The 21,734-nt window shown below is 58.3% G+C and carries 18 protein-coding genes and 1 tRNA gene; 16 read left to right on the top strand and 3 right to left on the bottom strand.

All coding sequences use genetic code 11. The features are described 5' to 3' along the window. Position 1: 1 nt before the first annotated feature. Positions 2–1,024 carry a DNA polymerase III subunit delta' gene (locus V6582_RS19965; protein ID WP_156633272.1) on the top strand — a complete coding sequence of 341 codons (1,023 nt, stop codon included), beginning with the start codon at positions 2–4 and terminating at the stop codon, positions 1,022–1,024. Between the two features lie 13 nt (positions 1,025–1,037). Here V6582_RS19965 and V6582_RS19960 read toward each other — a convergent pair whose 3' ends face one another. Next, complete coding sequence (locus V6582_RS19960; RefSeq protein WP_156633274.1) at positions 1,038–1,811, bottom strand: sulfite exporter TauE/SafE family protein; 774 nt, start codon at positions 1,809–1,811, stop codon at positions 1,038–1,040. Between the two features lie 211 nt (positions 1,812–2,022). Here V6582_RS19960 and metG point away from each other — a divergent pair, with 211 nt between their 5' ends. Genes metG through V6582_RS19940 form a run of 4 tightly spaced genes read left to right on the top strand, consistent with a single transcriptional unit; the run spans position 2,023 to position 7,019 of the window. Beyond that, on the top strand, positions 2,023–3,588 hold the full coding sequence (gene metG / locus V6582_RS19955) for a methionine--tRNA ligase (RefSeq protein ID WP_156633276.1): 1,566 nt from the start codon (positions 2,023–2,025) through the stop codon (positions 3,586–3,588). A gap of 3 nt (positions 3,589–3,591) precedes the next feature. Next, entirely contained in the window at positions 3,592–4,374 is a 783-nt protein-coding gene (locus V6582_RS19950) for a TatD family hydrolase (protein ID WP_156633278.1), read from the top strand. Positions 4,375–4,381: 7 nt separating this feature from the next. After that, on the top strand, positions 4,382–5,200 hold the full coding sequence (locus tag V6582_RS19945) for an MBL fold metallo-hydrolase (RefSeq protein WP_156633280.1): 819 nt from the start codon (positions 4,382–4,384) through the stop codon (positions 5,198–5,200). A 34-nt stretch (positions 5,201–5,234) separates the two neighbouring features. Next, a complete protein-coding gene (locus tag V6582_RS19940) occupies positions 5,235–7,019 on the top strand; it encodes a chloride channel protein (RefSeq protein WP_156633282.1) in 1,785 nt (594 codons plus the stop codon). A gap of 43 nt (positions 7,020–7,062) precedes the next feature. Here V6582_RS19940 and V6582_RS19935 read toward each other — a convergent pair. Continuing rightward, a tRNA-Lys gene (locus V6582_RS19935) sits at positions 7,063–7,138 on the bottom strand. A 358-nt stretch (positions 7,139–7,496) separates the two neighbouring features. On the opposite strand from V6582_RS19935, the gene V6582_RS19930 reads away from it, so the two are divergent. Beyond that, a complete protein-coding gene (locus V6582_RS19930; protein ID WP_337739337.1) occupies positions 7,497–8,243 on the top strand; it encodes a cytochrome c biogenesis CcdA family protein in 747 nt (248 codons plus the stop codon). A 23-nt stretch (positions 8,244–8,266) separates the two neighbouring features. On the opposite strand, the gene V6582_RS19925 is transcribed toward V6582_RS19930, so the two are convergent. After that, positions 8,267–9,475: a UbiH/UbiF family hydroxylase gene (locus tag V6582_RS19925; protein WP_156633394.1), complete on the bottom strand. Its 1,209-nt coding sequence runs from the start codon at positions 9,473–9,475 to the stop codon at positions 8,267–8,269. 196 nt (positions 9,476–9,671) lie between these two features. On the opposite strand from V6582_RS19925, the gene pcsA reads away from it, so the two are divergent. From pcsA to V6582_RS19875, 10 genes are all read left to right on the top strand, one after another. After that, complete coding sequence (gene pcsA, locus V6582_RS19920; protein ID WP_156633286.1) at positions 9,672–10,397, top strand: phosphatidylcholine synthase; 726 nt, start codon at positions 9,672–9,674, stop codon at positions 10,395–10,397. Positions 10,398–10,603: 206 nt separating this feature from the next. Then, positions 10,604–12,166, top strand: a complete 1,563-nt coding sequence (locus V6582_RS19915) for an ABC transporter ATP-binding protein (protein WP_337739338.1) — start codon at positions 10,604–10,606, stop codon at positions 12,164–12,166. Next, on the top strand, positions 12,156–13,253 hold the full coding sequence (locus V6582_RS19910; protein WP_156633288.1) for an ABC transporter permease: 1,098 nt from the start codon (positions 12,156–12,158) through the stop codon (positions 13,251–13,253). Before V6582_RS19915 ends, V6582_RS19910 begins: the two co-directional genes overlap by 11 nt. Next, positions 13,250–14,167, top strand: coding sequence for an ABC transporter permease (locus V6582_RS19905; protein WP_156633290.1), 918 nt, complete (start codon positions 13,250–13,252; stop codon positions 14,165–14,167). The genes V6582_RS19910 and V6582_RS19905 overlap by 4 nt, the downstream gene beginning before the upstream one ends. A 36-nt stretch (positions 14,168–14,203) precedes the next feature. Beyond that, on the top strand, positions 14,204–15,277 hold the full coding sequence (locus tag V6582_RS19900; protein WP_156633292.1) for a BMP family ABC transporter substrate-binding protein: 1,074 nt from the start codon (positions 14,204–14,206) through the stop codon (positions 15,275–15,277). A gap of 83 nt (positions 15,278–15,360) precedes the next feature. Beyond that, positions 15,361–15,711, top strand: coding sequence for a pentapeptide repeat-containing protein (locus tag V6582_RS19895; protein ID WP_156633294.1), 351 nt, complete (start codon positions 15,361–15,363; stop codon positions 15,709–15,711). Positions 15,712–15,807: 96 nt separating this feature from the next. Further along, the gene (gene glmU / locus V6582_RS19890; protein WP_156633296.1) at positions 15,808–17,166 is read left to right on the top strand and encodes a bifunctional UDP-N-acetylglucosamine diphosphorylase/glucosamine-1-phosphate N-acetyltransferase GlmU; all 1,359 of its coding nucleotides are present in this window, start codon (positions 15,808–15,810) and stop codon (positions 17,164–17,166) included. A 215-nt stretch (positions 17,167–17,381) separates the two neighbouring features. Beyond that, complete coding sequence (gene glmS, locus V6582_RS19885) at positions 17,382–19,208, top strand: glutamine--fructose-6-phosphate transaminase (isomerizing) (protein ID WP_156633298.1); 1,827 nt, start codon at positions 17,382–17,384, stop codon at positions 19,206–19,208. 129 nt (positions 19,209–19,337) lie between these two features. Beyond that, positions 19,338–20,045, top strand: coding sequence for a DUF502 domain-containing protein (locus V6582_RS19880; protein WP_156633300.1), 708 nt, complete (start codon positions 19,338–19,340; stop codon positions 20,043–20,045). Between the two features lie 158 nt (positions 20,046–20,203). Continuing rightward, positions 20,204–21,679, top strand: a complete 1,476-nt coding sequence (locus tag V6582_RS19875; RefSeq protein ID WP_156633302.1) for an esterase-like activity of phytase family protein — start codon at positions 20,204–20,206, stop codon at positions 21,677–21,679. Positions 21,680–21,734: the final 55 nt, after the last annotated feature.

Below are 21,734 nucleotides of genomic sequence, written 5' to 3'. Positions count from 1 at the left end.
GATGGAAAAGCCCGGTCTTCTCGATGGCGCCATTGCGCCTTTTGCCAATGACAGGCTGTTTGGCCATGGCGCGGCGGAACAGTTTCTGGCCAGTTCCTACCAATCCGGCAAGCTGCATCATGCAATCCTGATCGAAGGGCCGGAAGGGATCGGCAAGGCAACGCTGGCCTTCCGCTTTGCCCATCATGTCCTGTCGCATCCCGACCCCGCCAGCGCGCCCTTCGTCCTCGCCGATCCGGACCCCAACTCGCTGGTCGGACGGCAGATTGCGTCCGGGGCCTCCCATAATCTCCTGCATATCGCCCGACCGGTGGATGAGAAGACCGGTAGGGTAAAAGCCTCGATTACGGTGGAGGAAATCCGCAAGGCCGGTCATTTCTTTTCCCAGACCTCAGGTGGTGGCAATTGGCGCATCGTTATTCTCGATCCCGCCGACGACATGAATCGCAATGCGGCCAATGCCATTTTGAAAGTGCTGGAGGAGCCACCGAAACGGTCGCTATTCCTGGTCCTGTCGCACGCGCCTGGCAAGCTTTTACCCACCATTCGCTCACGCTGCATGCCGCTGAAATTACAAACGCTTGGCGTGAACGATCTGGCCAGCGCGCTGGCGCATCTGGGTGTTTCGCCACCGATTGAGCAGATGGCTGCGCTTTCCGATCTGTCGAAGGGCAGCGTGTCGCAGGCGTTGAAACTGATCAACTATGGCGGCATGGAAATCATCGCTGCCTTCAATGCGATCCTTGCCAGTGAAGGCCCGGCGGCGCGAAAGCAGATGCACAAGCTGGCCGATGCGCTTTCAGCCAAGGACAGCGATGTGATCTATCATTTTTTCATCGAACATCTGTCCGAATTCCTGATGGACAATGCGCGCCAGGTTGCCATGGCCGGTGATCTTGTGCGAGCCGAGCGGCTATCGCGGCTTTCCAGCGCCATCGTCGAAAAGCTCGGCGTGGCCGGGGCCTATAACCTCGACCGCAAGCAGACGCTGCTGGAAATTCTTGGCGAGGTCGCGGCTGTATAAGCTTGATCGGGGTCTATAGCGCGATCAGCTTTGCAGCGACGACGACCAGAATAACCGCGAGGATCATTCTTACCGCCTTTTCCGGCAGGCGTGGTGCCGCATAACTTCCCATGACGATGCCTGGAATGGAGCCGATCAGCAAGGAGCCCAGCAGCACCCAGTTGACGTCGCCGATCACCCAATAGCCGATACCGCCGATCAGCGTCAGCGGAATGGCGTGAGCAATATCGGAGCCGACGATATCGTTGATGGCTGCACGTGGGTAGAGAAACAGCAGCACGGTCACGCCAATGGCACCAGCGCCAACCGAAGTCAGCGTAACGACGGTGCCCAGCACTAGGCCAAGAACGACAGTGCCGATTGCAATGGTGCGTGGGCTAGGGCTGCGATGGGCTTGAAGCCAGTTGATTTCATAGCGCATCAGCAGATCGCGAAACAGCAGGATGAGTGCAGTGATCATCAGCATGATGCCGAGGCTGGTGGTCAGGAGATCGGTGGAATGGGCGCTTTTCCGGTCGACGCCGCTCATCAGCCAGAGCGTCACCGATGTTGCCGGAATGCTGCCCAGCGCCAGCAGGCCGACCAGCCGCCAGCGGATGTGCCCGTGGCGATGATGCACGGCTGCACCCGCCATTTTGGTGATTGCCGCGTAGAGAAGGTCGGTTCCCACTGCGGTTGCCGGATGAATGCCAAACAGCAGCACCATCAATGGCGTCATCAGCGAGGCGCCGCCAACGCCGGTAATACCGACCAGAGCCCCGACGAAAAAGCCTGAAAGCGAAACCATTGGATCGAATGAAAAATCGGTCAGAACGTCGCCTCCTCGGATTCGGACAGGGCCGATGACATCGATCTAGCGAAAGGAATGCACGCCGGTCAAGGCAGCGGCCGCATGCGCAAAGCGCGTGGTCGAGAAACTTGTTGTTTCGCAACGCGGCGACATGCGCTAAGAGCGGCGGACATTCCCGATCGATAAAGCGGACTGCAAGGGCCGACCCATGAAAGATACGTTCTACATCACCACCGCCATTTCCTATCCGAACGGCAAGCCGCATATCGGCCATGCCTATGAGCTGATCGCGACCGATGCGATGGCGCGCTTCCAGCGGCTGGATGGCAAGGATGTGTTCTTCCTGACCGGCACCGACGAGCATGGCCAGAAAATGCAGCAGACCGCCCGCAACGAAGGCATTGCGCCAGAGGAACTGGCGAAGCGTAATTCGGACGAATTCCGCGCCATGGGCAAGCTGCTCAATGCCTCCAACGACGATTTCATCCGCACCACGGAAGCCCGCCACCACGCCGCCAGCCAGGAAATCTGGAAGCGGATGGAGAAGAACGGCGATATCTATAAGGACAGCTATGCAGGCTGGTATTCGGTGCGCGACGAGGCCTATTACGCCGAAGACGAAACTGAAGTGCGCGCCGATGGCGTTCGCTATGGGCCACAGGGAACGCCGGTGGAATGGGTGGAGGAGGAGAGCTATTTCTTCCGTCTTTCAGCCTATGAAGACAAGCTGCTGAAGCTCTATGAGGATCAACCGGATTTCATTGGCCCCAATGAGCGCCGCAATGAGGTGCTGTCCTTCGTCAAGTCCGGTCTCAAGGACCTGTCGATGTCGCGCACCACCTTTGACTGGGGCATCAAGGTGCCCGGCGATGACAAGCATGTCATGTATGTCTGGGTCGATGCGCTGACCAATTACATCACCGCCACCGGCTATCTGACCGATGAAAACGGTCCGCGCGCCAAATACTGGCCAGCAGACGCCCATATCATCGGTAAGGATATCATTCGCTTCCACGCTGTCTACTGGCCGGCTTTCCTGCTGTCGGCGGGTGTTGCGTTGCCTAAGCGAATTTTCGCCCACGGATTCGTCCTGAACAAGGGCGAGAAGATGTCAAAATCGCTCGGGAATGTGGTTGACCCCTTTGATCTGTTGCAGCAGTTCGGTCTTGATAATGTCCGTTATTTCCTGTGCCGCGAAATTTCTTTTGGGCAGGATGGAAACTGTAATGCTGAGCTTATTGCTCCGCGTATCAATGCTGATCTTGCCAACGGCATCGGTAATCTCGCCAGCCGTTCGCTGTCGATGATCGCCAAGAATCTTGACGGCAAGGTGCCGCAGCCCGGCCCGTTGACCGAGGCCGACGAGGCTATTCTCGCCACGGCGGATGAAGCGATTGCCATTTGCCGTGAGGAAATGTCTCGCCAACAGATCCACAAGGCCGTGGGTGCAATCATGAACATCGTCAACGAAGCCGACCGCTATTTCGCCGCCCAGGCGCCTTGGGTGCTGCGCAAGACGGATGTGCCGCGCATGGAAACCGTGCTGTATGTGACGGCGGAAGTGGTGCGGCAGATTGCCATCCTGTTCCAGCCGATCATGCCTGACAGCGCAGCGAAGCTGCTTGATCTCGTGGCTATTGCGCCCGATGATCGGGTGTTCGCCAAACTGGGCAAGGCCGGTCGCCTGACGCCCGGAACGGAGCTTCCTGCCGTCTCACCGGTCTTCCCACGCTACGTTGCTCCCGATGCAGACAAAGCAGCAGACAGGGCCTGATAGATGCTGATCGATACCCATTGCCATCTGGATTTCGCCGATTTCGAAGAAGAGCGCGACGCGCTGGTGAAGCGCGCCCATGACGCAGGCGTCAAGCAGATGGTGACGATCTCCACCCGCGTCGCCAAGCTTCCGGCGCTTTTGGCGCTGACCGAGCGCTACCCTTCGGTATTCTGCTCGGTCGGCACGCATCCCAACAACGCCAATGAAGAGCTGGAGATTGGTGCTGATGATCTGGTGCGGCTGGCCGAGGCGCATGAGAAAGTCGTTGCCATCGGCGAATGCGGCCTCGATTACTTCTACGATACCCAGACGCCAGAAGACCAGAAAACCGGCTTCCTGCGTCATATCGAGGCGTCGCGCCGCACACAATTGCCGCTGGTGATCCATAGCCGCAGCGCCGATGACGACATGGCGCAGATCCTGCGCGAGAAGACGGCCAAGGGTGCGTTTCCCTTCATTCTGCATTGCTTTTCGGCTGGCGAAGCTTTGGCGAAAACCGGCGTCGAGCTGGGCGGCTATATTTCCTTTTCCGGCATTCTGACTTTTCCGAAATCGCAGGAGCTGCGCGATATCGCCAAGGATCTGCCGATGGATCGGCTGCTGGTGGAGACCGACGCGCCTTACCTTGCGCCGAAGCGCTGGCGTGGAAAGCGCAACGAACCCTCCTATGTCGTCAATACGGCGGAGGTGCTGGCCGAGGTCAAGGGTGTCAGCTACGCGGACATCGCCGCGATCACCACGGATAATGCATTGCGTCTGTTTTCGAAAATGCCAAGGCTTTGAGTGACCGATGACCTATCTCCGCCGCTTCACCATTTTGGGGTGCTCATCGTCGCCGGGCGTGCCGCGGATCAATGGTGACTGGGGAGACTGCGATCCTTCAAACCCGAAAAACCGGCGCACACGCGCGTCTTTCCTGATCGAGCAGATCGGCCCGGATGGCGGCAAGACGGTGGTTCTGGTCGATACCGGCCCGGATTTTCGTGAGCAGATGATCCGTGCCGGTGTTCAATCGTTGGACGCCGTCGTCTACAGCCACGCCCATGCCGACCATCTGCACGGCATCGATGATCTTCGCGGCTATTCCTTGATGCAGCGCGGACGCATTCCGATTTATGCCGATCCAGAGACCATGCGCCGGATAGAGTCGGGGTTCGGCTATTGCCTGAAGACCCCTGATGGTAGCAATTATCCACCCATCGTGCGGCCGCATCTCATCGAGGACATGGACCGTCCGGTCGAGATCGATGGCGCGGGCGGCCGCATCGCGCTCCTGCCGCTGGAACAGCGGCATGGAGACATTATGTCACTCGGCTTTCGCATCGGCGATATCGCCTATTGCAGCGATGTCAGCGATTTTCCCGAGAAAACCGTGCCTCGCCTAGCTGGGCTGGATGTGCTTGTTATCGATGCCCTGCAATATAGGGAGCATCCGAGCCATCTGTCGCTCTCGCAATCGCTCGCCTGGATCGACAGGCTTGCCCCGAAGCGGGCGATATTGACCCATATGCATATTCCGCTCGATTACGACACCGTCCTGCGCGAAACGCCTGATGATGTCGAGCCGGCCTATGACCAGATGCAATTCGAGGTCACGCTGTCGGCCTGATTTCTCGAAAACATGGCGCGGGCCAGGATAGACGATGTTGAACAAGCCCTTTCAATCTCCCAGCACGGCCAGCTTTCTCAACAATCTGAAAGCATCCCGGCTTCAGGCACTGCTACGGCGTGGCGAACTGGGTCTGGTGGTGCTGGCCGCCATTATAGGCATACTCGCGGGTTTGCTGGTGTCGCTGGTCAGCTTCCTGAGCGCCAGTCTGCATTTTCTGATTTTCGGTGTGGAAGGCACGCTCAGTGGCAGCGGCATTACCGGACCTATTGTGCTGGGCGGCCCTATAATCGGCGGTGTCATCCTCGGCATTATTGTCTTTATCCTGTCCAAAACCCGTAAAAAGCCGATGGTCGACCCCATCGAGGCCAATGCACTGCATGGCGGACGGCTGTCGTTGACCGACAGCATCATCGTTTGCGTGCAGAACATCATTTCCAACGGCTTCGGGGCCTCGGTCGGGCTGGAGGCGGGTTACACCCAGATCGCCTCCGGCTTTGCCTCCAAGCTTGGCGTGAAGCTGAAGCTGCGGCGCGGTGACTTGCGGCTGCTGGTCGGCTGCGGGGCGGCTGGCGCCATTGCTGCGGCCTTCGATGCGCCGCTGACCGGCGCCTTTTACGCGGTCGAACTGATCATCGGCTCCTATACGGTCGTGACGCTTGCCCCGGTGATCGTCTCTGCGCTGGTGGCAAAAATCGTCACCAGCCAGATCGGCGGGCAGGGCCTGTCTATCGATATCGGTGCGGTTGGCAATATTACCCCAATCGATTACCTGCCCGCGGTGATGCTCGGCATCGTTTGCGCAGGCGTTGGCATCGTGCTCATGCAGGCCGTATCCTTCATCGAGGAAACCGCGCGAAAAAGCTTCATCTCCCAGCCCTTCAGGCCGATGATCGGCGGGATCATCATCGGCCTTCTGGCGCTGGTCTCCCCGCAGGTTCTGGCCGGTGGCCACGGTGCGCTGCATATCAACCTCAATACCCAGAGCAGCCTTTATGCGCTGGTGCTGCTGTTCGTGCTGAAATCCATTGCCAGCGCCGTCTCCATTGGCTCCGGCTTTCGTGGCGGCCTGTTTTTCGCCTCGCTGTTCATGGGCGCGCTGCTCGGCAAGATCTTTGCCTTCGGGGCCATGCTGTTTCCGGCGGTGACACTGACGCCGGTGATCTATGCCGTGGTCGGCATGAGCGCCTTTGCCGCCGCCGTCATTGGTGGACCGCTGACCATGACCTTCCTGGCTCTGGAATTGACCGGCGACTTTCCAATCACCGCGCTGGTGCTTGCTTCCGTCATCACCACCTCGCTGGTGGTGCGGGTGTCCTTCGGCTATTCCTTCGCCACATGGCGTTTTCACTTGCGCGGGGAAACCATTCGCAGCGCCCAGGATGTCGGCTGGATACGTGACCTGACTGTGGCCAAGATGATGCGCGCCGATGTCCGCACCGCCAAGCTCTCCATGGGGCTTGAGGAATTCTGCAAGCAATTTCCATTGGGCTCGACCCAGCGAGTGATCATGGTCAATGACGACGGCCGCTATGCCGGTATCGTGCTTCTGCCGGAAATCTATGCCGATCCAATGGACCGCGAGGATGAGAGCCGCAGCCTGGAAACCTATCTGCGCTATACCAAGGATGTGCTTTTGCCGACCATGAACGTCAAACAGGCCGCCGCCATCTTTGATTCCACCCAGAGCGAAGCGCTGGCCGTGATGAACGACCGCGTCCAGAACCGTCCCATCGGCTTGCTGACCGAAAGCCACACGCTTCGCCGCTATAGCGAAGAACTCGACCTCAGGCGCAGAGAGGTAGCGGGCGAGTTTTAACCCCTTCGGGGGCCAAGATGATGTGATATATCTTCTAGGAAAGTGGTGAGCGCGCAGGGATTCGAACCCTGGACCTACTGATTAAAAGTCAGTTGCTCTACCGGCTGAGCTACGCGCTCCCGAAGCGGAGCAAATGCCCCTCTGGAAGTGCGCGGACCATATGCAGGGCGGTGTTTTCGGTCAACCCAAAAAAACAGCTTTTTTCACATTTTCACCAGAGGTTTTTATGGCTTTGGCAAAAAGGTGATTGGCACGTCATTGTCATCGGGGCTACCACACCGCTAGAGCATTGGACCGAAAGTTAAGAACCGGTTTTCGGACAACTCCGATGCGTAAACTAAAACATAGAGCATCGGACCGAAAAGTGGGAACCGGTTTTCGGACAACTCCGATGCGTAAACTAAAACTAAGAGCATCCTGCTGATTCTGATTTTCTGCACGATGCTCTAGAATTTGGTGCCGGGCGGTGAGGACATTGTGACGATTGCTGAAATTCCATTTCTGACGGCGCTTGTGGCCGGGACCCTGTCCTTTCTCTCGCCCTGTGTTTTGCCGCTGGTGCCGCCTTACCTCTGCTATATGGCGGGGGTCAGCGTCGAGCAGTTTCGCGGCGAGGCAGTGGCGGTCGATCGGCGGGCGCGCTCGGCGGTGATTTTTTCGGCCCTGTGTTTCACCCTGGGCTTTGCCACAGTCTTCGTGGCGCTCGGGGCGGGCGCTTCCTCCATCGGCATGATGTTGCGTCAGCATCTCGATCTGCTGTCGAAGATCGGCGGCTTGATCATCATCGTCATGGGTTTGAATTTTCTGGGCCTGTTTCGCATCGGCCTGCTGGCCCGAGAAATGCGCTTTTCAGGCGGCGGCAAGCCTGCGACCCTGACAGGGGCCTATGTGATGGGGCTGGCCTTTGCCTTTGGCTGGACGCCCTGCATCGGCCCTGTGCTGGGCGCCATCCTTGCGGTTGCGGCGGCCCGCGATACGGTCGGACAGGGTGCGGTGCTGCTGGCGGTCTATTCGCTGGGACTTGCCATTCCCTTTTGGATTGCCGCTGGCTTTTCAGGCGCTTTCATGCGGTTTCTCACCCGGTTTCGCCGACATCTCGGTCTGGTGGAAAAGCTCATGGGGCTGCTTCTGGTCGCAACCGGGCTTGCCTTCATATTCGGTTTTGTGTCCGATCTGGCGATCTGGTTTCAGCAGAGCTTTCCGATCCTGTCACGGATCGGATAAGCGGGGATCGGTCATATCGCAGTTCAGAACCGCGATTTGATCTTGTCGCGGATCATCTGCGGAAACGCGCCGAAGCCACGGCCCGGTGCAACGCCCTCGCGCATGGCAAAATGGCGCAGCGGCGACAGGTTTGAGAGAAGGTGAATTCCAGCGGCGCGCACCATTTGCACCGGCAGGAAGGACGACAGCAGCGACCGGTTCAGAAGATCGACGCTGGCAGTGCGGCTCCAGACATCGACCTTGCGGCGGCGGTCGAATCGGTCGCCAAGCGTCGCGCCGAGCGGCTTTTGCGGCTCATGCCCGACAAGATCTTCCAGCGCCATGATGTCGCGCAGGCTGAGATTGAGGCCTTGTGCGCCGATGGGCGGGAAGGCATGCGCAGCCTCGCCGATGAAAACGGCGCGACCCTTGCCGTAGCGGTTGGCGCTCATGCCCGAAAGCGGCCAGGCCTGGGCCGGTGCCTCAACCGTGACTTGGCCCAGCAGCGACTGCATGCGCATTTCAACCAGAGCGCTGAGGTCTTCGAGCGGCAAGGATGTCAACCGCGCTGCTTCCGCAGGCTCCACCACCCAGACCAGGCTGGAACGATTGCCCTTGAGCGGCACCTGGGTGAAAGGCCCGGTTTCCGTATGAAATTCGGTCGAGACATTGTTGTGGGGCAGGGCATGGGTAAAATTCAACACCACAGCGGTCTGCGGATAGGACCAGGTCCGCACCGCCACATCCGCCGCCCCGCGCGTCATCGAGTGCCGGCCATCGGCACCGACCACCAGATCGCATTCGATAACGGTTTTATCGGCAAGCGTTACCCGGGCATTGAGCTGGGTGAAATCGATGGAGGCAGCCTGTTGATGCAAAACGGTAAGGTTGGGTTCTTGCGCCAGGGCAGCGTCAAACACATCGAGAAGATCGCTGTTTTCAAAATTATAGCCGAAGGCGGCCAACCCGATTTCAGAACTGCGAAAGGCGACGGGCGGCGCGCGCAGCAGCCGCTGGGTGCCATCGATGATCTGCATGGTCGACAGCGCTTCACCTTGGGATTTGAGGTCTTCCCAGAGGCCGAGACGGTCGAGAAAGCGGATCGATTGATCCATCAGCGCCGTGGTGCGGCGATCTTTCGGGCGGGTATCTCCGGCAATCAACGTTACCTTGCGCCCGCGCCGGGCCAGTGCCAGTGCCGCGACCGACCCAGCCAGACCTGCGCCAATTACCGTGACATCGACCGTTTCCATCGTCTGCTCCTTCATGCATTCATCTGCAAAATAGGGTGTCTGACGCTGAAAATCCATGGGCTTGTGTGTCGCAACCGAATGACGATGTGTCGCGGCGTGGCGCTGGAAAACGGGTAAAGCCTGGATGAAAGGTTGCATTTGGGGCAGATTCAGAGAATATCCCCCAACCGATCAAAGGGGTTTCTACCGGCGGATTATGAAGATTTTCAACTATAAGCGTGTACCCTATGCAGAGATGCGCGCGTTTTCCGTGCATATTCTGACAGCCTCCGGCTCGTTCCTGGCCTTCCTGGGGGTCGTCGCTGCAGCGGAGCATCGTTTTGTGGACATGTTCTGGTGGCTTGGCCTGGCGCTGGCCGTGGATGGCATCGATGGGCCGATTGCCCGCAAGGTCAAGGTCAAGGAAGTCCTGCCCAATTGGTCTGGCGATACGCTCGATAACATTATCGATTATGTCACCTATGTCCTGCTTCCTGCGTTTGCGCTCTATCAGAGCGGTATGATCGGCCAGCCCTGGTCCTTCGTCGCTGCCGGAATGATCGTGGTGTCCAGCGCCATCTACTATGCCGATATGGGCATGAAAACCGACGAATATTTCTTCTCCGGCTTTCCAGTCGTGTGGAATATGATCGTTTTTACCCTGTTCGTTATCGATGCCTCGGCAATGACCGCGATGATTGTGGTCGGCATTTCCGTAGCGCTGACCTTCCTGCCGATCAGCTTCCTGCATCCCGTCCGGGTCAAGCGGCTGCGACCGCTTAATCTGGCGGTGTTCTTCCTGTGGTGTGGATTGGGTGGCGCGGCTTTGCTGATGCACTTTCAAACGCCGTCTTTCGTGGTCATCCCCTTCATTATCAGCGGCATTTACCTCTATGTCATTGGTGGAATTCTCCAGGCTTTTCCGTCGCTTGGGCGTAGCTGAAAACAATGCCCTGCCTTAAAAACGGGCAAGACCCAAAAAATAACCTTTCCGGTAGTTGTAAGCGGCAATAAAACCGGTATCAATACGTTCAGCAATCAATCCTTCACGCCTGGCTATGACGTGAAGATGTTGAAATAGTTAAGGTATCCGTTTCGTCTCCTCGTTGTGGGTGTTCGTCCCGAACCGAGGCGGAGCAAGGGGGTCGAGTGTCTTATAGCAAAGAAGTAGCGCCATCTCCGCTGCTTTCGGTTCGCAGCCTGACGAAACGATTCGGCACGTTTGCCGCCTGCGATGGCATCGATCTCGACATTCTTCCCGGTGAAATTCATGCCCTGCTGGGTGAAAACGGCGCGGGCAAGTCCACCTTGGTCAAAATGTTGTTTGGTGTGTTGACGCCAAGCGCTGGTGAGATCCATTGGAATCATCAAGGCCCTGTCGAGGTCGCGTCGCCGGCGGAGGCCCGCCGACTTGGCATCGGTATGGTCTTCCAGCATTTTTCGCTGTTTGAAGCGCTAACCGTGGCTGAGAACATCGCCTTGTCCCTGGATCGATCGGTCTCGATTGGCGAAATCTCCGAACAGGCGCGGACGTTATCGTTGTCTTACGGTTTGCCGCTCGATCCTTCAGCCCATGTCGCGGATCTGTCGGTTGGCGAGCGCCAGCGAATCGAAATCGTCCGGGCATTGTTGCAAAATCCGAAACTGATCATTCTCGACGAGCCGACCTCGGTGCTGACCCCGCAGGAGGCCGACAAGCTGTTTGAAACGCTTGAAAAGCTGCGGGCTGAAGGGCGCTCGGTGCTCTATATCAGCCACCGGTTGGAAGAAGTGCAGCGCATTTGTGACCGTGCCACGGTTTTACGCCACGGCAAGGTGACAGGCACCTGCGATCCACGCCAGGAAACCCCGGCGACGCTGGCGCGAATGATGGTGGGCGCTGATGTCATTGGTGTGACGCCGGATATCGCGGCTCCTGTTGGTGCGGACCTACTCACCATCAGCCATCTCAGCGTCGATGCACGCACGCCGTTTTCCATGGCGTTGAAGGATGTGTCGCTGAATGTGCGTGCCGGTGAAATCCTTGGATTGGCAGGCGTGGCCGGTAATGGCCAGAGCGAATTGTTCGATGTGCTGTCGGGCGAATATACCGTGCGCGACCATCAGGCCATCCAGCTCTGCGGCCAGCCGGTCGGGCGCTTCGGTATCAACCGGCGCCGGTTGATCGGCGCGGGGTTCGTGCCGGAAGAGCGGCATGGCCATGCGGCTGTTACCGGCCTTTCGCTGTCGGACAATCTGCTGTTGGCGCGGCATCGTTCGGATCGTGGCCGCTATGTTTCCGGCCTGTTCGGGTTGATCCGCCACAGTGCCATCAAGTCGTCCGCCCGGCAGATTTGTGAGGCGATGGATGTACGCAAGAGTGGCGAGGACCCTTCCGCCGGATCGCTTTCGGGCGGCAACCTGCAAAAATTCATTGTTGGGCGCGAGCTTGACCGCAAACCGGCGGTGCTGGTCGTCAACCAGCCGACCTGGGGTGTGGATGCGGGTGCGGCCAGCCGCATTCGCCAGGCTCTGATCGATCTTGCGGCGCAAGGCTCGGCGGTGGTGATCATCAGCCAGGATCTGGACGAGATTTTCGAAGTCTCGACGTCAATTGCGGCGATTTCGGAGGGCAGGCTGTCGAAAGTCTATCCAAGCGGCATGATGAACCGCGAGAAGATCGGGTTGCTGATGGGCGGTTTGCATGGTCTGGAGAGCGCCGATGCGCATTGAACTGGAAAAGCGCGCCCGCGCTTCGGGACTGTTTACGCTGGTTTCGCCGGTGCTGGCGCTGGCTTTGACGCTGCTGTTCGGCGGGTTGATGTTTGCAGCCTTGGGCAAGGACCCGTTCTTTGCGCTTTACAGCTTTTTTATCGCGCCGCTCACCGAGGTCTGGTCGCTGCATGAGTTGGCGATTAAGGCAGCGCCGCTGATCCTGATCGCCGTCGGCCTGTCGGTCTGTTATCGCTCCAACAATTGGAATATCGGCGCGGAAGGCCAGTTTACGGTTGGGGCGATTTGCGGCTCGATCATTCCGGTGATCTTTTACGAATGGCAATCGCCGCTGCTTTTGCCGCTGATGATGGTGATGGGCATGATTGGCGGTGCGCTTTACGCCGCCATCCCGGCATTGCTGAAAACCCGCTTCAACACCAATGAAATTCTCACCAGCCTGATGCTGGTCTATATTGCCCAGTTCATTCTGGATTATCTGGTGCGCGGCCCCTGGCGCGACCCGCAAGGCTTCAATTTTCCCCAGACACGTGAGTTTGTCACGGAGGGCATTCTGCCTGCCATCTGGGAGGAATCAGGACGTGCGCATTGGGGCTTTGTCTTTGCCCTGATTGCGGCTGTCGGCGTTTGGTTGATGATGCGTTACACGCTGAAGGGCTTTGAAATCGTCGTGCTTGGCCAGTCGGAACGGGCAGGGCGGTTTGCCGGGTTTTCCTCCAGGGGCATGGTGTGGTTTTCCATGCTGTTTTCCGGCGCGCTGGCTGGTCTTGCCGGGATTTCGGAGGTGTCTGGTTCGATCAATCACTTGCAGCCGTCGATTTCGCCCGGTTACGGTTTTACGGCAATCATCGTCGCCTTCCTGGGCAGGCTTAATCCGCTTGGGATCATCCTCGCGGGCTTGGTTCTGGCGCTGACCTATCTGGGCGGCGAGGGCGCGCAACTGGCGATCGGCGTTTCGGATAAGGTGGCGCGGGTGTTTCAGGGCCTGTTGCTGTTTTTCGTGCTCTCCTGTGACACGTTGATTTATTATAAAATCCGGCTGGTGTTCTCCAAAACCCGCTCCTCTGTTGCAGAGGGTGCGAAATGATCCTCGAAGCCATTCTTCTGACAGTTATTACGGCCTCGACGCCGCTGGTTATCGCGGCCCTTGGCGAGCTTGTCACCGAGCGCGCCGGTGTGCTCAATCTTGGCGTCGAAGGCATGATGGTCATGGGAGCGGTCGCCGCCTTCGCCACTGCCTATTCCACCGGATCGCCGCTGCTGGGCGTGGTGGCCGGGATTGTCGCGGGCGCTGCCTTTTCCCTGCTGTTTGGATTTTTGACGCTGACACTGGTCACCAACCAGGTTGCGACCGGGCTGGCGCTGACCATTCTGGGGCTTGGCGTCTCCGGCCAGTTAGGGGAGAGCTTTGTCGGCAAGCCCGGCGTCAAGCTTCAGCCTATCGAATTTCCGCTGCTGTCGGATATTCCGGTCATCGGCTCTCTCCTGTTTCGGCAGGATCTGATCTTCTATCTGGCGATTGTCCTTGTCATTGGCGTCCACTGGTTCCTGTTCAAAAGCCGGGCCGGGCTGATGCTGCGGGCGGTGGGCGATAGTCCCGCCTCTGCGCATACATTGGGGCTGAAAGTCATCCGCACCCGCTATCTGGCGGTGATGTTCGGCGGTGCCTGTTCCGGTCTGGCCGGGGCGCAATTGTCGCTGGTCTATACGCCGCAATGGGTGGAAAACATGTCGGCCGGGCGTGGCTGGATCGCGCTGGCGCTGGTGGTGTTTGCCTCCTGGCGGCCGGGGCGTGTGCTGGCGGGTGGCTATCTGTTCGGGGCGGTCACAATTGGCCAGCTACATGCGCAGGCTTTCGGCATCGGCTTGCCGTCGCAGTTTTTATCAGCACTTCCTTATGCTGCAACCATTGTCGTTTTGATCGCGATTTCGCATAATCGGCGCACAACGCTGATCAATACGCCCGCTTCTCTGGGAAAGCCTTTCGTTCCGGATCGCTGACCCATCGTCTTAACTCTCATGCAATCAGGGGATATTATGAAAAAACTCGCACTCGCATTTGCGGCGTCCGTCGCCACGATGCTTTCCGTTGCCGGTAGCGCCAGCGCCGCCGACAAGACCAAGATCTGCTTCGTCTACGTTGGCAGCAAGACCGATGGCGGCTGGACCCAGGCTCATGAGCTGGGCCGTCAGGAATTGCAGAAGCATTTCGGCGACAAGATCGACACGCCTTTCCTTGAAAACGTGCCGGAAGGCCCGGACGCCGAACGCGCTATCGAGCGTCTGGCCCGCGAAGACTGCAAACTGATCTTCACCACCTCCTTCGGTTTCATGGATGCCACCGTCAAGGTCGCCAAGAAATTCCCGAAGGTGAAATTCGAACATGCGACGGGCTTCAAATCGGCTGAAAATGTTGCGACCTACAATTCGCGCTTTTACGAGGGTCGCTACATTTCCGGCGTGATTGCTGGCAAAATGTCGAAGAAGGGTGAGGCCGGTTACATCGCCTCCTTCCCGATCCCCGAAGTGGTCATGGGCATCAATGCCTTTGAGCAGGGCGCGAAATCCGTCAATCCGAATTTCAAGATGAAGGTCATCTGGGTCAATACCTGGTTCGACCCCGGCAAGGAAGCCGATGCCGCCAAGGCGCTGCTGGACCAGGGCGTTGACATCCTGACCCAGCACACCGACACCACCGCCCCGATGCAGATCGCTCAGGAGCGCGGCATCAAGGCGTTCGGCCAGGCCTCCGACATGATCGCCGCTGGCCCAACCTCGCAGCTGACCGCCATCAAGGACACCTGGGGCGCTTATTACATCAAGCGCACCCAGGCCCTGCTGGACGGCAAATGGACCTCTGAACAGAGCTTCGACGGCCTGAAGGACGGCATCCTGACCATGGCGCCCTACACCAACATGCCTGACGATGTGAAAAAGCTGGCCGAAGACACCGAAGCCAAGATCAAGTCCGGCGAATTGCATCCCTTCACCGGTCCTGTGAACAAGCAGGACGGCACGGCTTGGTTGAAGGCTGGTGAAAAGGCTGATGACAAGACGCTGCTCGGCATGAACTTCTACGTCGAAGGCGTTGACGACAAGCTGCCGAAGTGATCTTGGCCTGAAGGTCCGATCCAGTTAAATTGAGCCGCTCGGTCAAGGCCGGGCGGCTTTTTTGCAAACTAGGATATCAAGACATGCAGCTTCATGGCGTGACGGAGCGGTTGGATGTGAAGGATTGCGATCTGTCTGGATCGGAATTTCTGGATGCCAATCTTTCGGACAGCCATTTTCAGCAGATCAACTTCTCCGCTGCCCGCTTCACCGATGGCGATTTGTCCGGCTGGAAAATCGATAAAAGCAATCTCTCGGGGCTGCGGGCCAATGATGTGAACTTGTCCGGTGCGCAAATTCACGACGCCAATCTCTCCGGTCTGCAAATCGTCGGCTGCCGGATGACTGGCGCCACTATCGATGGGATCTCTGTCGAAGAGTTGCTGGCAGCCTATTGTTCCATCCATTCGTCGGCCGGTAACGAAGACGGCTGATATTTCTCCATTTGTAGTTTTCATTCAAGCTGGTAAACAGCGTTCGCCGGTGGTCTTGCCGTGCATGCTGGACCCTTTACTGGCTGGAGATACCTGATGAGCCGCACCTGTCTTGCCGTCATTCTCGCCGCAGGCGATAGCACCCGAATGAAATCCGCGATGTCCAAGGTGTTGCATCCGGTGGCGGGCCTGCCGATGATTGCCCATGTGATGCAGACGATTGCCGCCAGCGATATTACCGATGTGGCGCTGGTCGTCGGGCGCGATGCCGATAAGGTCACACAAGCCGCCAGCATCAAAGGTCTGTCCGTCACCCCCTTCGAGCAGACTGAGCGTCTTGGCACCGGCCATGCCGTTTTGACAGCGCGCGAGGCGCTTGGCCGAGGCTATGACGATATTCTGGTGGCCTATGGCGATGCGCCGCTTATTACTCCCGGTCCGCTGTTGGCAGCGCGTGCGGCTTTGGCTGACGGCAATGACATAGCGGTGATCGGTTTTCACACTGAAAAGCCGACCGGCTATGGCCGTCTTCTGGTCGAGGATGGTGAATTGGTCGCCATCCGCGAAGAAAAGGATGCCAGCGACGAAGAGCGCAAGGTGACGTGGTGCAATAGCGGCTTGATGGCCATCAATGGTGCGAAGGCGCTGGACCTTCTGGGGCGGATTGGCAATGCCAACGCCAAGGGTGAATATTATCTGACCGATCTGGTCGAAATCATCAGGTCTCTGGGCGGCAAGGCGGTTGCCGTCGATGCGCCGGAAGCCGAGCTTGCCGGCTGCAACAATCGCGCCGAACTGGCGGTGATTGAAAAGCTCTGGCAGGAGCGTCGGCGTCACGAGATTATGCTATCTGGCGTTTCGATGATCGCCCCGGAAACCGTGTTTCTGGCCTATGATACTGTATTGGGTCAGGATGTGCTGATCGAGCCGAATGTGGTGTTCGGCCCCGGCGTGACGGTGGAAAGCGGTGCGGTGATCCATGCCTTTTCGCATCTGGAAGGTGCGCATGTGGCGTCTGGTGCGACAGTCGGCCCGTTTGCGCGGCTGCGGCCTGGCGCCAATCTGGGTGAGGGCGCCAAGGTCGGCAATTTCTGCGAGGTGAAAAAGGCCGAGATTGGCGCTGGTGCCAAGATCAACCATCTCACCTATATCGGCGATGCCTTTATTGGCGCGGAAACCAACATCGGGGCAGGCACCATCACCTGCAATTACGATGGGGTGAACAAGCACGTCACCCGGATTGGCGCCCATGCCTTTATCGGCTCCAACAGCGCCCTTGTCGCCCCGGTGACAATTGGTGATGGCGCGCTGATCGCCTCAGGCAGCGTGATTACGGATGATGTGCCTGCCGACGCCCTGGCGCTTGGCCGGGCGCGCCAGGAAATCAAACCGGAGCGGGCAAAAGTTATTCGGGAGCGGAATCTTGCCTTCAAAGCATTCTCAGGAAAAGTGTGAAGCGGTTTTCCGCCCGGAAATGCGTAAAACAAAAGACTTAGAGCGTTGTAGCGATTCAACGAAGCGCGGAAATGCTCTAAGGCCATGAAAAAATCCGGTTCCTGATCACGGATATTTTCGTAACGTCACGATATCCAAATTGACCATCCCTGGAATTGAGAAATCCTCCGGAATTGGTAGGACTGGCCTCGCGTGAGCGCGAGAAGGAGAATTGCATGTGCGGTATTGTCGGAATTGTCGGTGACCGTCCGGTTTCGGAACGCTTGGTGGACGCCCTGAAGCGGCTTGAATATCGGGGTTATGATTCGGCAGGTGTCGCGACGCTCGATCATGGTGTGATGGATCGCCGCCGCGCCGAGGGCAAGCTGTTCAACCTGGAAACCAAATTGGCGCAGCAGCCGCTTCCAGGCACGATCGGCATTGCCCATACCCGCTGGGCGACGCATGGCGTGCCAAATGAAGCCAATGCCCATCCGCATTTCGTCGAAGGCGTCGCGGTCGTTCACAACGGCATCATTGAAAATTTCTCTGAGTTGCGCGACGAGCTTGTCGCTGACGGCGCTACGTTCACCAGCCAAACTGACACCGAAGTTGTCGCCCAGCTTCTTGCCCGTTTCCGCCGTCAGGGATTGGATCATAAGGCCGCGATGCTGGCGATGCTGAATCGGATTACCGGCGCCTATGCACTGGTGGTGATGTTTGCCGATGAGCCGACCCAGCTTTTCGCCGCTCGTTTCGGGCCGCCGCTGGCGATCGGCCATGGCAAAGGCGAAATGTTCCTGGGCTCTGACGCCATTGCCCTGTCGCCGTTCACCAACCAGATCACCTACCTGGTCGATGGCGATTTCGCTGTGATCGGCCATCGCACCGCCCAGATCATGGATTTCGCTGGCAAGCCGGTCAAGCGTGCCAAGCAGACCTCCCAGGGCAGCGCCTATCTGGTCGATAAGGGCAATCATCGCCATTTCATGGAGAAGGAAATCTATGAACAGCCGGAGGTGATCTCTCACGCGCTGGCGCATTATGTCGATCTGGCCGGCCATACGGTGAAGAGCGATGTGATCGGCCTGGATTTCGCCCGCCTGCGTGGTCTGGCGATTTCGGCCTGCGGGACGGCCTATCTGGCGGGCCTGATCGGCAAATACTGGTTTGAGCGCTATGCCCGGCTGCCTGTGGAAATCGACGTCGCATCTGAATTCCGCTACCGAGAAATGCCGCTGTCGCCGGATCAGGCCGCACTGTTCATTTCGCAATCGGGCGAAACTGCCGACACACTGGCCTCGCTACGCTATTGCAAGGAGGCGGGGCTGAAAATCGGCGCGGTCGTCAATGTGCAGGAATCGACCATTGCCCGCGAGGCCGATGCGGTCTTTCCAATTTTGGCCGGGCCGGAGATCGGCGTTGCCTCCACCAAGGCCTTCACCTGCCAGCTCGCAGTCATGGCATCGCTGGCGATTGCTGCCGGTAAGGCGCGGGGCCTGATCGGCAACCAAGAAGAAAAGGAGATGGTGCGGCATCTATCCGAACTGCCGCGCATAATGAGCCTGGTGGCCAACCTGATCCAGCCGCAGATAGAAACTCTGTCGCGGGATCTGTCGAAATTCAAGGACGTGCTCTATCTCGGTCGTGGCACCAGCTATCCTCTGGCCTTGGAAGGGGCGCTGAAGCTCAAGGAGATTTCCTATATCCATGCCGAGGGCTATGCTGCCGGTGAACTGAAGCATGGTCCGATTGCGCTGATCGATGAAAACATGCCTGTTATCGTCATCGCTCCGCATGACCGGTTCTTTGAAAAGACCGTATCAAACATGCAGGAGGTCGCAGCACGCGGCGGCAGGATCATTTTCATCACCGACGAAAAGGGGGCAGCGTCCTCCAGGCTGGAAACCATGGCAACCATCGTTCTGCCCGATGTGCCGGAAATCATCGCGCCCATGGTGTTTTCACTGCCGATCCAGTTGCTCGCCTATCATACGGCGGTGTTCATGGGGACGGATGTCGATCAGCCGCGCAACCTGGCGAAATCCGTCACGGTTGAGTGATCGATTTATCAGCTCTGCACCTTGTCTTGGCGGGCAAGGTGCCGCACACTTTGGCCATACTGCTTCGCTGTAGGTCATCCTTGTTCGGCGTGCGGCGAGGCGGGTTGTTTTCATGAAAAATCGGATCATATGTCGGATAAACCAGAACGAATTTCTTTTGCCAGCCGGCTAAGGACCAATTTCCTGACCGGCATGATCATCTGCGCGCCTTTGGCGATCACCGTCTGGCTGACCTTCACCTTCATCGATTGGGCCGACAGCTGGGTGACGCCCTATATTCCGCAGCGCTATAATCCGGAATATTACTTCAATATCGCCATTCCCGGCACGGGCCTGGTGATCGCGGTGGTCGGCATCACCATGATCGGCTTTCTGGGGCGCAATCTTGTCGGGCGCTCCATCGTCAATTTCGGGGAGTCGATCCTCAACCGGATGCCCTTGGTCCGCACTCTTTACAAAAGCCTGAAGCAGATTTTTGAAACGGTGCTGAAGGAACAGTCCAATTCCTTCAAGAAGGTCGGGCTGATCGAGTTCCCGGCTCCCGGAACCTGGGCCATGGTGTTTGTCGCCACCGAAGTGACCGGCGAAATCGCTGCCCGGCTGAATGAGGAGGGCGAGGAGATGATCGCTGTCTTCATGCCGCCCACCCCGGTGCCAACGGCAGGTTTCCTGATGTTTGTGCCGCGCAGCCGCCTTAAACTGCTGGATATGACGCCGGAAGAGGGCGCCAAGCTGCTGATTTCCGGTGGATTGGTCATGCCGGAATGGAAACCGGCGCCCGGCGCCATTGTCGTGGCCCCGGTGGCGGATGTCGTGAGTGGAAAAGCAGGAGCGTAGGCCTCCGGCGAAATGCCCGTTTGCCTGGATAGGCCTGTCACGATCCTGTCATGGGAAGCTTCTAATGGCCCTGATGGGGGAGCAGTGATGCGGCAGACAAATGCCGCCTCACCATCAAAGGCTGAGGGCTGCCCCGATTGATGCAAAGGATCGGGATGATGATATTTTCACGCAAGGCAATGCTTCTGGCCGCAACATTCGTGGTTTCTTCGGCGGGAATGACGCTGGCGGAAGGAACGGTCAGCGCCAACGGGGTAACGATCGCCAACAAGGGTCTGGTCGCCATCGGCCGCATCCCGGCCAATGCACGCGACAAATTCAAGGAAACTTTTGGTTCCGGCTCCGGCATGGCAATGGATCTGACCCAGTGGAAAAAGCAGGGCGAAAGCTATTCCGGTTCGCTCTGGCTCCTGCCGGATCGTGGCTACAATGTCGAAGGCACGACGGATTATAATACCCGGATCAACAGAATTGATTTCACCCTCGCGCCGACACCGGCTGGGACCACTGCGCCCGCTGACCAGCAGCAGAAGGGTGTTGATGCCAAGCTTGCCGATACTATCCTGCTGACGGACGGCGAGGGCAAGAGCCTGACCGGCCTTGATCCTGAATCCGGCATTCGCGCCGCGACAAAGACCTTGCCTGTCCTGCCGCAAGCGACCACCGGCAAGATCTCGCTCGATCCGGAAGCCGTCGTTCTGTTGAAGGACGGCTCGATGATGATCAGCGACGAATACGGTCCTTATATCTATCACTTCTCGGCTGCGGGCAAACTGCTCTCCGCCACCCAGCCGCCAAAGGCTTTGCTGCCGATGCGCAAGGGTGAGTTGAACTTCTCGTCCAACAATGTCGGCGAAGGCGGCAAGAAGCCAGACCCGAAAGACCCGGATACCGGACGCCAGAACAATCAGGGCCTGGAAGGCATGTCGCTGACACCGGATGGCAAGTTTCTGATCGCGCTGCTGCAATCGGCAACCCGCCAGGATGGCGGCGATAGCAGCTCGACCCGGATGAATACCCGCGCGTTGGTTTACGATGCAGCCGATATGGATCATCTGAAGCTGGTGCATGAATATGTCGTGCCGCTGCCAACCTTCGATAACAAGGGCAAGGTTGCGGTTGCCGCCCAGAGCGAAATTCTGGCGCTGTCGGACAAGACGTTCCTGATGCTGGCGCGTGACAGCAATAATGGCCAGAGCATGAAGGGCGAGACCTCGGTTTACCGCAAGATCGATCTGGTTGATCTGTCTGCTGCCACCGACATTGCCAATGGCGAATTTGACGATGCGAAGCCGGTTGCCCCGAAGGGCGTGGTGGATGCGTCCGTCAAGGTTGCGGCGGTAACGCCCTTTATCGACATGAACGATGCCAAGGATCTCGCCCGTTTCGGCCTGCACAATGGCGCGCCGAACGACAAGAATAATCTCTCTGAAAAGTGGGAAGCCATGTCGGTCGCCCCGGCGCTCGATCCGTCTGCGCCGGACGATTATTTCCTGTTCGTCGCCAATGACAACGACTTCCTCACCCAGGATGGCTATCAGGTCGGTGCTGCCTACAAGGCTGAAGGCGGCGCTGAGGTCGATACCATGTTCCAGGTGTTCCGCGTGACCTTGCCGGGCATGACTGCCAAGTAATTATCGATCAAGGCTACTTGCTAATACGCGCCGTGCATCCGAAGGGATGCACGGC

The sequence above is a fragment of the Agrobacterium vitis genome (genome assembly GCF_037039395.1).
Lineage (GTDB): Bacteria > Pseudomonadota > Alphaproteobacteria > Rhizobiales > Rhizobiaceae > Allorhizobium > Allorhizobium vitis_E.
This window is presented reverse-complemented; position numbering and strand designations above follow the sequence as displayed.